Below are 12,280 nucleotides of genomic sequence, written 5' to 3' on the forward strand. Positions count from 1 at the left end.
AAATCCACCGACGGTTGTCTTTTCTTTTTCAATCTCTACCGTACATTATAACAGTTCTTATCTGGTAACTATAATCTTCTGTTTGATTTTCCTGAAATAAAATAAGAACTTTTTGTGACGAAAAAAAGTAGAAACGGACATAGAGACCATTTCTACTTGATTCCTCATTTTAGAGAGGATGGATCGGTGATGATTGTACTTTCTTGTACCTTTTCTTCTTCCGCTTCGAGGTAATGCTTCCGTTCCCTCAGCTTATAGATGCGGACGATATTTTGAACGACGACTTTCGCCACCGCATAGAATGGGACCGCGATGAGCATTCCGATAATCCCAGCCAAGTTCCCGGCGACGAGCAAGACGATGATGATTGTCAATGGGTGCACCTTCAGCGACTTACCTTGGATGAGCGGTGAGATGACGTTCGATTCGATCTGTTGGACGATGATGATGACGACGATGACCCAAAGCACTTTAATCGGATCTTGGATGAAAGCGACGACAACGGCCGGTGCCGCACCGAGGAACGGTCCGACGTACGGGATGATGTTCGTCACCATCATGAAGAGCGCGAGTAGGATGGCATAGTCGAGTCCGATAATCCATAATCCGATGAGCGACGTGATTCCGACGAAGAACGCCACAATCAACTGGGCATGGACGTAGTTTTTAACCGTCGTGTGCATATCATGTAAGATGTTGCGTGTCTCACGCTCATAGCTCGACGGCAACAACTTCACAATCGAGTCCGGAAGACGTTTCCCGTCAAGTAACATATACAAAAGCATGAACGGAATGACGACGATTGTGATGACGGCCGACGTGATGAAGCCGACAAGACGACCGACCGATGACGCGACATTCCCGAAGACGTCTCCGAGATACGACGTCACGTTGTTCGTGAAGTCGGTGAACATATCGTCATTCTCGGCGATGAAGCGTGACAAAAACTCATTTTGCATGAGCGAGTCACGGACGGCGAACGCCTGTACCTGTAATTCCTTCGCAATGCTCGGCATCGCGTTAACGAGTGAAGTCACCTGCTCCGCGAGCACCGGGCCGAGAATGCTGAAGACGAGCGTAAAAATCAGCACGAGTCCCCCAAGCGTAATCCCGACGGCGAGCGGCCGTTTGCCTTCCATCCGTTTTTCTAAGAAATCGACAATCCCGACTAAGAAATAATAAAAAAGTCCGGCAATGATGAGCGGTACCGTGACGAGCGCCAAAATGACTTGGACTGGTTGGAATACGAAAGAAATTTCCGTCCCGACCCAGATGACCAAGAAAATCGTCAGCGTCCAAAATAAAAAGCGGTACCATTTGTTCTGAAACATGATTTGCATCTTTCCACCTCGTTCTCTATTCTCTTGTCTTATGTAATTAGGACAATTATACGATACTTACCCGCTCACGTAACCCTGAAAACAAAAAAGACGAGGGGTTCCCTCGTCTTCGATCAATCTTCTTCACGTGTCAATAAATCGTAAATCGCTTTCCACGCTTCGTCTTTTCCCTCTGCCGTCTCCGCCGAGAACGCGACGAATCGGTCAGTCGATTCAAACTGAAGCTTACGTTTGACGGCCGCCTCATGTTTTTGACGCTGCGCTTTCTTGATTTTATCGAGCTTCGTTGCCACGACGATGACCGGAATTTCGTAATGCTTCAAGAAGTTGTACATCGTCACGTCATCACCCGTCGGCTCATGACGGATATCGACCAACAAGACGACGCCGCGAAGCGCGCTCTGTGACGTCAAATACTGCTCCATCATGACGCCCCACTTCTCACGCTCCGTCTTTGAGACTTTCGCGTAGCCGTAGCCCGGGACGTCGACGAACATAATTTCATCGTTGATGTTGAAGAAGTTCAGCGTCTGCGTCTTCCCTGGCTTCGAAGACGTCCGTGCAAGTGCTTTGCGCTGACAAGTCTTGTTGATGAACGATGACTTCCCGACGTTCGAACGTCCGGCGAGTGCGACTTCCGGCAACTCATGAATCGGGTAATGCTCCGGTGCGACGGCACTCGTGACAAATTCTGCTTTAGTGATTTTCATTATTTAATTTCCTCCAAATGCTACTTCTAATACTTGATCGAGCGTCGTGACCGGGACGAACGTCAGTTTCTCACGGACGGTGTCTTGAATGTCATCGATGTCACGCTCATTGTCTTTCGGAATGACGATGGTCGTCAAGCCGGCTCGGTGTGCGGCGAGCGCTTTCTCTTTCAATCCACCGATCGGCAGGACGCGGCCGCGGAGCGTGATTTCCCCGGTCATACCGATGTCACGGCGGACTTTCTTCCCAGTCAACGCCGAGATGAGCGCCGTCGCGATCGTAATCCCCGCCGACGGACCGTCTTTCGGGACGGCACCTTCCGGCACGTGGATATGCACGTCTTGGCGCTCGTAGAACGTCGGGTCAATCCCGAACCGTTCCGCGTTTGAACGGACGTAGCTATACGCGGTCTGCGCCGACTCTTGCATGACGTCACCGAGTTTCCCCGTCAACTGGAGCTTGCCTTTACCAGGTGCGAGCGCGACTTCAATCGTGAGCGTGTCGCCCCCGAACGCAGTGTAGGCGAGTCCGGTGACAGCACCGATCGAGTCTTCCGTCTCCCCTTTGCCGTAGCGGTACTTCGGTTTCCCTAGGTAGTCGCCGAGGCTCTTCAATGAGACGGTGACGCGTTTCTTCTCGCCGATGGCGATTTGCTTCGCCGCTTTCCGGCAAAGCGAACCGATGACCCGTTCCAAGTTCCGGACACCGGCCTCACGCGTGTAACGGCGAACGACTTCGTAAAGTGCGTCCTCTTTAATCGTGAGCTGGCTCTTCTTCAAGCCGTGCTCTTTATACTGTTTCGGTATCAAGTGACGCTTAGCGATCTCGACTTTCTCGAGTTCCGTGTAGCCACCGATTTGGATGAGTTCCATCCGGTCAAGGAGCGGTGCCGGAATTTGCGAGACGTCGTTCGCCGTCGCGATGAAGAGCACGTTTGATAAGTCGAACGGTTCCTCGATATAGTGATCCGAGAACGAGACGTTCTGTTCCGGGTCGAGCACTTCGAGCATCGCCGACGCTGGGTCGCCCCGGAAATCGGACGCCATCTTATCGATCTCGTCGAGCAAGAACACCGGGTTTTTGCTCTCGGCCTGCTTCAAGCCACGGATGATGCGGCCTGGCATCGCCCCGATATACGTACGACGGTGCCCCCGAATCTCAGCCTCGTCACGTACCCCACCGAGCGAGACACGGACGAAGTGACGTTCGAGCGCCGACGCAATCGAGCGGGCGAGAGACGTCTTCCCGACCCCTGGAGGTCCGGCGAGACAAAGAATCGGCCCACGGAGCGAATTCGTCAATTGACGGACGGCCAAGTACTCGAGGATCCGGTCTTTCACCGACTCGAGCCCGTAATGGTCGTCATCTAACACATCGGCCGCATGTTTGACGTCGAGTTTATCTTCTGTCTCAATGCCCCACGGGAGTGAGGCAATCCAGTCGAGATAGTTACGGATGACGGCATACTCGGGTGACGTCGCCGGGACGACGTTCAACCGCTCGGCTTCGCGCATGACGTTCTTCCGTGTCGTCTCAGGCAAATCGAGCGCCTCGAGCTTCTCACGGAGACGGTTCGGTTCAGACTCTTGCGACTGGTCACCGAGCTCTTGCTGAATCGTCTTCATCTGTTCGCGCAAATAATACTCTTTCTGTGCCTGTTCAATCGTCTTCTTCGTCCGTTCGCGCAACTCTTGCTCGAGCTCGATGATCTCGACCTCGTGCGTCATAATCTCGAGCAGCTCTAAGCCGCGTTTGACGGCGTCCGGTTCTTCGAGCATCGCTTGGCGGATATCGACGTCGACATCGAGCTTCGACGCGATATAGTCGGTCAACGACTCGAGCCGTTCATACATCTCGAAACGACGACGCTCGTCCGGTGACAATCCTTTGATGGATCCGACGAGTTTTCCGAACTGTTCTTTCAATAAGCGCACGAGTGCCGTCCGCTCGACTTCTTCCCCTTCGACGAGTTCAAGTGGCTCGACGTCTGCGAACCAGCCTTCCTTCGTTTCTTCGATGGAGTTGATTTTGACGCGTTCTTTCCCGACCAAGCGGACGCGGACCGTCTCGTTCGACAGCTCGCTCATCTTGGCGATATGGACGCGTGTCCCGATCGCGTACAAGTCTTCCGGTTCGGGTGATTCTTTCCCCGTCTCTTTTTGTGTCACAACAATCAAATCTGTCTCGTGTTCCTTTGCGGCAAGGAGTGCTCGTAGGGAGAGCGGACGCCCCACGTCGATTGTCACTCCGATGAGCGGATACACCACGACTCCACGCAAAGGAAGGATTGGTAATTGTTCCATTACAACGCCTCCTGTGCAAAAAGGCCCAAAACTCGGATGTGCCGAGTGTTTGAGCCTTTTTCGTTCAAAATTATGCTGTCTCTTTATTGTCGCCTGTCTGTTCGACAGTACCATCGCGAAGGACGTATTTCGGACCGGCAAGACCCGTAATCGTTTCATCCGTGATGATGACTTTCTCGATATCGTCGCGCGATGGGACAGTGAACATCACATCGAGCATCATTTCTTCGATAATCGAGCGGAGACCGCGTGCGCCTGTCTTACGTTTGATCGCAAGTTTGGCGATTTCAACCAACGCCTCGTCTGTGAACGAGAGTTCGACATCGTCGAGTTCGAGCATTTTCTCGTACTGACGAACGAGGGCGTTCTTCGGCTTCGTCAAGATCTCGACGAGTGCTTCTTCGTCAAGCGTCGTGAGCGTCGCCATGACCGGTAAACGACCGATGAATTCCGGAATCAATCCGAACTTCTGAAGGTCTTCCGGAAGCGCGCGGGCGAGCAAGTCTTCTTGCGTCAACTCGCGATTTTCTTGGTCGTTCCCAAATCCGATGACTTTCTTACCGATGCGGCGTTTGACGACCGCTTCGATGCCAGCGAACGCGCCGCCGACGATGAACAAGATGTTCGTCGTATCGATTTGAATGAACTCTTGATGCGGATGCTTACGTCCACCTTGCGGCGGCACGCTTGCGACCGTTCCTTCCAAGATTTTAAGAAGTGCCTGCTGAACGCCTTCACCCGATACGTCACGCGTGATTGATGGGTTTTCCGACTTACGGGCAATCTTATCGATTTCATCGATGTAGATAATCCCTTTTTCAGCCTTCTCGACATCATAGTCAGCCGATTGAATCAACTTGAGCAAGATGTTCTCGACGTCTTCCCCGACGTAACCGGCTTCCGTCAAGCTCGTCGCGTCCGCGATTGCGAATGGGACGTTCAAGACGCGAGCCATCGTCTGAGCGAGAAGTGTCTTACCGCTACCAGTTGGTCCAATCATGACGATGTTCGACTTCGAAAGTTCGACATCATCAGAACGGCCACCGGCGTTGATACGTTTATAGTGGTTATAGACAGCTACTGAAAGCGCACGTTTGGCGCGGTCTTGACCAATGACATAATCGTCTAGGATGTTACGAATCTCTTGTGGTTTTGGAATGTCTTTAAATTCGACTTCTTCCTCCACACCGAGCTCTTCCTCAACGATTTCATTGCAAAGTTCGATACATTCGTCACAAATGTATACGCCAGGACCGGCGACTAATTTACGGACTTGTTCTTGCGATTTTCCGCAAAACGAGCACTTGAGTTGCCCCTTTTCCTCGTTAAATTTGAACATTCGGTACACCCCTTCTAAATGAAAATGGATGTAAGTGCGATAAATCGCCTATTTGTATTCCCAGGTGCGCATGCACCGTGAAAAGACATTTACATCTCTGCGTTGCAATAATTGTAGCATGAACAAATCACTTCATCAAAGATAAACACATGCAAAGTGTCGTGACGAAAAAAAGGACGACTGCTAGGCAGCCGTCCTTCTGTCATCCGATTACTTCGCTTTCCCGTTTTCAACGAGAACGTCGATCGCTTTGCGGAATTTGAGATCACCTTTAAGTGTCTCGATTCCGCCTTGTGGAGCGAGCATCGTGCGGAGTTGATCCGGTGCGATGTTGTAAAGTTTAGACATTTCTTCGAGTTCTTTCTCAGCATCTTCGTCAGACACTTCAATCGCTTCTTTCTCAGCGATTGCTTTCAAGACGAGACGAGCTTTAACGCGCTCTTCAGCTTGCTCTTTCATCTCTTCGCGCATCGCTTCTTCAGTCGTTCCAGTAAGCTGGAAGTACATGTCGAGGTCGATTCCTTGTGAAGAAACACGTGTGCCGAACTCTTGAACCATGCGGTCTACTTCTTGGTCAACGAGTACTGCTGGTACGTCGATTGTTGCGTTAGCTGTTGCTTGCTCGACGAGTTGGTCGCGCATTGTGCCTTCTGCTTCTTGTTTCTTCGCAGTTTCTAAACGCTCACGGATTTTCGCTTTCAACTCGTCGAGTGATGAAACTGACTCGTCGATGTCTTTTGCGAACTCGTCGTCGAGCTCAGGAACTTGCTTCGCTTTGACTTCGTGAAGTTTGACTTTGAATGTCGCTGGTTTACCCGCCAAGTTGTCAGCGTGGTACTCTTCAGGGAATGTTACTTCAACGTCTTTTTCTTCGCCAGCCGTCAAGCCGACCATTTGCTCTTCGAATCCAGGGATGAATTGGCCTGAACCGATTTCGAGCGTGTAGTTTTCAGCCGTGCCGCCTTCGAATTGCTCTCCGTCAGCGAAACCTGCGAAATCAAAGACAGCTGTGTCGCCGTTTTCGATTGCGCCTTCTTTAACAGCAAGCTCTGCGCCTTGCTGTTGAAGCGCGTCAAGTTCAGCTGCAACTTCTTCGTCAGTGACTGTTGTTTCAACAGCTTCGTACTCGAGACCTTTGTATTCGCCAAGCTCAGCTTCTGGCTCAACGACGAACGTTACTTTGAACGTTACTGGTTTGCCTTTTTCGAGCGTGCCGTCTACATCGATGTTTTCGAGAGCGATTGGTTCGAAACCAGCTTCTTCGACCGCACCTTGAACTGTGTCACGGTAGAGGATATCGAGCGCATCTTGATAGAGTGCTTCTTCTCCGTACATTTTGTTGAACATTGGGCGTGGCAATTTCCCTTTACGGAAGCCAGGCACGTTCAAAGTTTTGACGACATCTTTGAATGCGGCGTCGACTGCTTTATCAAAAGCTTCTGCAGGTGCTTCGTACGTGAGTACGCCTTGGCTACCTGATGTTTTTTCCCATTTTGCTGTCATGCTAAGTCCCTCCAACAATTCGTTTATACGTACAAGAATGTACAACAATCCGTATTATAGCATAAATCCGGCGACTGCACACAAGGATTTAGTCTAGAAACGCCTCGGTGAAACGCATGTCCGCCTCGAGGATTTCCGCTGCTAGGCCATCAGTTTCCTCGTGTTGCAAGATGGCCGTTTTCGCCTGTCCGAGCGCCGCCTCCACGTCAGACGCTTCTCGCGGTGTGAACGGGTAGTGCGTGTACATGTAATTCATAAGCAGTTGTGTCGCAATCTCGTCACCGTACACGACCCGCTGCAATTGATTGGTCATCGCTTCCCACGCTTGCGTATGCACGGTCGCCTCGTCTTGCGTCAATCGGTGCCGTGTCCCGAGATCGGTCCATTCGATGACCGGCAACTCGTCGAACGCTTTTTGAAGCACGATCAACTTCATCAATTTTGGGCGGTCGGCGACGAGAAGTTCTTTCAAGACGTTGTCGAGGACGTCGTCGATGTTGAAATGGACGTGTTCGAGCGTCTCGATTTGTTCACCGATTCCGCCACGATTCAGGATCCGCTTCACTTTGGCGATTGCCGCCGGGAACTCGGTCAACTTCAACACTTGCAACACTTGATGCGCTTGCGTGTTGACGTGATCGGTCTTCTCTTGCCATTCGAGATAGCGATTGATCCAATGGGCCGCCTCGAACGGTTGGTCACGCATGATGTAATACTGGGCGATTTGAAGCCCGCCGGCTGCAGGTTCTTCTGCGACCGTCATCTGAGTCGTGACGAGTTCTTCGAGTTTCTCAAGCGTCTCCGGTTCTTCCGGTCGTTCCATCAGACATTGGAATAGTTCCATGAAAACAAAGGGATCACCGGGCACTGCCTCATACCAATCCCACAGAATCGGTTCGACCCGTTGCCGTTCTCCGGCCGTGTCCGCCTCTTGAATCATCTTCTGAAGCCGCGACCAGTTCCCAGGAAACGGGTACGCTTTCTCTTTTGCCATCTCTCCACACCCTTTCCATTCATCTCCATCTTCCGTTAGGAATCGATTCGTTGTCAATCAATACCCCGAAAAACGAAAAAAGAGACAACCTCCGTGGAGGCTATCTCTATTTTAAATGGAAGTGTCCCAAGAGGGATTCGAACCCCCGACCGACGCCTTAGCTTACCACCATGGCTTTCGCCACCAACGTGTGTTGTTTGTAGTCTGGACTATATCTTCACCATTTCAGGTGCGACACGTGTAGTCTCTACGGAACCTCACGAGCAAACTGCTCCTTCAATGGCTCTACCTCTAAAGAATGACCTTTAGTCCTTCGAACCATCTTGTCCCCGAAAGGAAATAAGTTTCCTCGGTATTACCATCAGCATAATCTGTTAAGGCTTCACCGATATAGTGTCGTCCACTCTATAGGTTTCTGTTTCCCTATAAAGGCTCCTATTTGTCTTGAAGGGCGTTGCTCTATCCAGCTGAGCTATTGGGACATTGACAAGAAAACTATAATAGAAAAATGGTTTGCTGTCAATTCCTTCTTTTCATTCCGTCACAGCTTTCCGCTCACATCGAGATCCTCGACGGCTGAACCATCCTCAGACCGATAAAAGCGGACGTTGGCCTGTCCGTTCTCGAGATCCATCAGTACATACGTCTTGTCACTCCGCCCGCGCGGCATCCGAATCGAACCCGGGTTCACATAGAGCACCCCGTCCTCAATCAACGCCCCGGCGACGTGCGAGTGGCCGAACAAGACGACGTTCGCCCCGACCTCTTCGGCCCGGTAACGCAACCGGTTCAAGTCGTACTTCACGTCGTGATGATGGCCATGGACGATGAGAATCGTGCCTTCGGCCGTCTCCTCGATTCGCTCGAGCGGCAAGTCGCCACCGAAATCGCAATTGCCGCGCACCGTGTGATACGGGAGCAGATGCTCGTCGACGAGCGCGAGTTGCGAGTCGCCACAATGATACGCATCGTCGATTTCTTGTTCGTGCCGATTGAAGATGATCGATAGTTCTTCGGTCAATCCGTGACTGTCACTGACTACGAGAAAACGCATACGGGTCACCCTTTCATGAACGGAATGATTTCTGCCTCTAACTTTCGTAGTGCTTGACCGCGGTGACTGACCGCCGCCTTTTCGTCGCGTTCGAGTTCGGCTGCCGTTTTATGGAGCGACGGGACGATGAAGAGCGGGTCATAACCGAAACCGTTCTCCCCGTGCGGTGCGTAGCCGATCGTCCCTTCGATCGTACCGCGTACCGTCAACGTCTCTCCCGTTGGTTTGGCCAGGCAGAGGGCACAGATAAAGCGTGCCGTCCGGTCCGTCGCGCCGTTCAACTTTTCGAGCAAGAGGGCGTTGTTCGCCTCGTCCGATTTCTCAGGTCCGGCGAAGCGGGCCGAATGGACACCCGGTGCCCCTTCGAGTGCGTCGACTTCAAGCCCCGAGTCGTCAGCGAGGACGGTATGACCAAAGTAGCGGGCCGCTTCCTTTGCTTTCAGTTCGGCGTTCGCTTCGAACGTCGTGCCCGTCTCGTCCGTCTCCGGTGCGTCCGGATAGTCGAGCAATGACTCGACCTCGAAGCCGAGCGGCGTGAGCATGCCTTCGATTTCTGCGACTTTTCCTTTATTACGTGTTGCGACGATGAGTTTCATGTTGTTTCCTCCAATTGTTCCCCGACATACCACCATGAGGCACCGAGCGCGTCTTCGGCCGCTTTGAACAGCGTCTCGATCCCGCTCTGGGCCATCTGGAGCATCTCGTTCATCTCGAGCAACGTGAACGTCGCCTCTTCTCCTGTGCCCTGCACTTCGACGAAGCGTCCGCTCGCCGTCATGACGACGTTCATATCGACCTCGGCCGCAGCATCTTCTTCGTAGTTCAAGTCGAGGAGCAGTTGATCGGTCCGACCGACCGAGATGGCGGCGACGCCTTCTTTAATCGGTGTGTCGTCGAGCTTGCCTTGACGGATGAGCGCGTCGACCGCGAGGACGAGGGCACAGAAACCGCCAGTGATCGAGGCCGTGCGCGTGCCCCCGTCCGCTTGGATGACGTCACAGTCAATCCAAATCGTCCGTTCGCCGAGCCGTTCCAAATCGACGACCGAACGGAGCGAGCGGGAAATGAGACGCTGAATCTCCATCGTCCGGCCCGACTGTTTGCCGCGGACCGATTCACGTACGGTGCGGTTGCCGGTCGCGCGCGGAAGCATGGAATACTCGGCGTTGATCCAGCCTTGCTTCTTGCCGCGCAAAAAGTTCGGGACGCGTTCTTCGACCGTCGCCGTACAGATAACTTTCGTGTCCCCGATCGAGATGAGGACCGATCCTTCCGCATGCTTGTTCACATGAGGAACGATTTCGACGGGCCGGAGCTCGTCCTGGTTTCGTTCGTTACGCATCGACACCGGACACCTCTACTTTCTCCGCTCTCACGGGCTGACCGAGCCACTCTGTCGCGAGCCGGTCAAAGATGACGACGTCCCCCGTCGCATAAAACTGGTGCGCCGGGACCGTGTCGAGGTCGTTCTCGAGCTCTTTGAAATCAAGGATGGCCGCCACTTCGAGCGCCGTCTCGTCACCTGACGAAATCAAATGGACGTCCGGTCCGACGACGTCTTGAATGACCGGAGCGAGCAACGGATAGTGCGTGCAGCCGAGGATGAGCGTATCCATCTCGGAAGATTGGAGCGGCCGAATCGTCTCGGCGACGATCGTACGGACGCGTTCCCCGTCGAGTTCGCCGGCTTCGACGAGCGGGACGAACGGCGGACAGGCGAGCGAATACACGTCAATCTCGCCGGCCACGTGCCGGAGTGCCGTCTCGTAGGAGTTGCTCTCAATCGTCATCTTCGTACCGATGACGCCGATATGTTTATTGCGCGTCCCTTTGACGGCCGCGCGGGCTCCCGGGTCGATGACACCGATGACCGGGATGTTGAGGCGTTTGCGCGCTTCTTTCAAGACGACCGCTGTCGCCGTGTTACAGGCGATGACGATCATCTTCACGTTCTTGCTTAATAGGAACTCGATCAGTTCCCACGTATAGGCTTCAATCTCATCGTGCGGGCGCGGGCCATACGGGCACCGTTCCGTGTCGCCGATATAGATAATTTCTTCTTTCGGTAGTTGGCGCATCAGTTCTTTGACCACCGTCAAGCCGCCAACTCCTGAATCGAGTACTCCAATCGCTCGTTTCATGATCATCACTTCCATTCCCATCTATCTTACCAAAAAAGCCGATTCTGAAAAAGAAACGGTCTCGTGACAAACAAAAAAGACGAGGTAGCCGATTGGCCGCCTCGTCCGTCGCTCAATTACTGAGCAAGACCTTCGCTTGTGAGCATGTCAGAAAGCGTGTTAACCGCTTCTTCTGCATCGTCACCAGCTGCAGTGATTTTGATTGTAGAATCTTTTGCGATTCCGAGTGAAAGAACACCCATGATCGACTTGAGGTTTACTGTTTTACCGTTGTACTCAAGGTTGATATCTGATTGGAATTTAGAAGCTGTGTTTACCAACTGTGTAGCTGGACGAGCGTGAATTCCTGAATCTGCAACGACTGTGAACGTTTTTTCCATGACGTGAGGTCTCCCTTCAAATTTCAATTCTACAGGCGGACCTGCAGAATAATTGTTTGTGAACTCATTATCAAATGATAGCGGATTCGCTAAAATTCTGCAAGCGATTTTTATATTCTGGAGTCCATTCGGTCGGACGACCGGATTTCGACAAGTGCACGAGGCTCGTACGCCCCGCGAACATGAGCTGGTCTCCATCATATGCCCCGTAATGAATATCACATGAAGTGTTTCCGACCGTCAAGACATTGGCATACACCACGATCGATTGCCGTGGCATCACTTGGCGAACGTAGTCGCACTGGGCATCTGCCACGACGACAAATCCATCTTTCAACGAAAAACCTGTCGCTTCAAGCAACTCGATCCGCGCGTCTTCGAAATAGATGAACGGAATTGTGTTATTCATGTGACCGTACGGGTCGCACTCCGAGAATCGGACTTTGACGTCTAGCGCGACCCCTGCTCTGACACGTGTTTCCCAATCGGCTTCCCGGAAGTACTTCGTCATCCGT

Annotated in this window: 12 protein-coding genes; all 12 read right to left on the bottom strand. The window is 52.5% G+C overall.

The window, feature by feature from the left end; all coding sequences use genetic code 11:
- Positions 1–164: 164 nt before the first annotated feature.
- The 12 genes from KNP72_RS05745 to KNP72_RS05800 all read right to left on the bottom strand — a co-directional run bounded on the left by KNP72_RS05745 (position 165) and on the right by KNP72_RS05800 (position 12,276).
- Positions 165–1,340 (bottom strand): AI-2E family transporter, encoded by a 1,176-nt coding sequence (locus tag KNP72_RS05745; RefSeq protein ID WP_214832460.1) that lies wholly within the window; start codon positions 1,338–1,340, stop codon positions 165–167.
- Positions 1,341–1,453: 113 nt separating this feature from the next.
- A complete protein-coding gene (yihA, locus tag KNP72_RS05750) occupies positions 1,454–2,050 on the bottom strand; it encodes a ribosome biogenesis GTP-binding protein YihA/YsxC (protein ID WP_214832461.1) in 597 nt (198 codons plus the stop codon).
- 3 nt (positions 2,051–2,053) lie between these two features.
- Complete coding sequence (gene lon / locus KNP72_RS05755) at positions 2,054–4,354, bottom strand: endopeptidase La (RefSeq protein ID WP_214832462.1); 2,301 nt, start codon at positions 4,352–4,354, stop codon at positions 2,054–2,056.
- A gap of 70 nt (positions 4,355–4,424) precedes the next feature.
- The gene (gene clpX, locus KNP72_RS05760; protein WP_021066845.1) at positions 4,425–5,693 is read right to left on the bottom strand and encodes an ATP-dependent protease ATP-binding subunit ClpX; all 1,269 of its coding nucleotides are present in this window, start codon (positions 5,691–5,693) and stop codon (positions 4,425–4,427) included.
- Between the two features lie 210 nt (positions 5,694–5,903).
- Positions 5,904–7,196, bottom strand: coding sequence for a trigger factor (tig, locus tag KNP72_RS05765; protein ID WP_021066844.1), 1,293 nt, complete (start codon positions 7,194–7,196; stop codon positions 5,904–5,906).
- Between the two features lie 88 nt (positions 7,197–7,284).
- On the bottom strand, positions 7,285–8,190 hold the full coding sequence (locus KNP72_RS05770) for a hypothetical protein (RefSeq protein WP_214719950.1): 906 nt from the start codon (positions 8,188–8,190) through the stop codon (positions 7,285–7,287).
- Positions 8,191–8,731: 541 nt separating this feature from the next.
- Positions 8,732–9,244, bottom strand: a complete 513-nt coding sequence (locus KNP72_RS05775) for a metallophosphoesterase family protein (protein WP_214719951.1) — start codon at positions 9,242–9,244, stop codon at positions 8,732–8,734.
- A gap of 5 nt (positions 9,245–9,249) precedes the next feature.
- Positions 9,250–9,840, bottom strand: coding sequence for an XTP/dITP diphosphatase (locus tag KNP72_RS05780; RefSeq protein ID WP_214832463.1), 591 nt, complete (start codon positions 9,838–9,840; stop codon positions 9,250–9,252).
- The gene (gene rph / locus KNP72_RS05785) at positions 9,837–10,586 is read right to left on the bottom strand and encodes a ribonuclease PH (RefSeq protein ID WP_214752631.1); all 750 of its coding nucleotides are present in this window, start codon (positions 10,584–10,586) and stop codon (positions 9,837–9,839) included. Before rph ends, KNP72_RS05780 begins: the two co-directional genes overlap by 4 nt.
- Positions 10,579–11,385 (bottom strand): glutamate racemase, encoded by an 807-nt coding sequence (racE, locus tag KNP72_RS05790; RefSeq protein ID WP_285222555.1) that lies wholly within the window; start codon positions 11,383–11,385, stop codon positions 10,579–10,581. Before racE ends, rph begins: the two co-directional genes overlap by 8 nt.
- Positions 11,386–11,501: 116 nt before the next feature.
- On the bottom strand, positions 11,502–11,765 hold the full coding sequence (locus KNP72_RS05795) for a phosphocarrier protein HPr (protein ID WP_021066838.1): 264 nt from the start codon (positions 11,763–11,765) through the stop codon (positions 11,502–11,504).
- A gap of 70 nt (positions 11,766–11,835) precedes the next feature.
- A complete protein-coding gene (locus tag KNP72_RS05800) occupies positions 11,836–12,276 on the bottom strand; it encodes an acyl-CoA thioesterase (protein ID WP_214832464.1) in 441 nt (146 codons plus the stop codon).
- Positions 12,277–12,280: the final 4 nt, after the last annotated feature.

This window comes from Exiguobacterium sp. s152 (genome assembly GCF_018618335.1).
GTDB lineage: Bacteria > Bacillota > Bacilli > Exiguobacteriales > Exiguobacteriaceae > Exiguobacterium > Exiguobacterium chiriqhucha.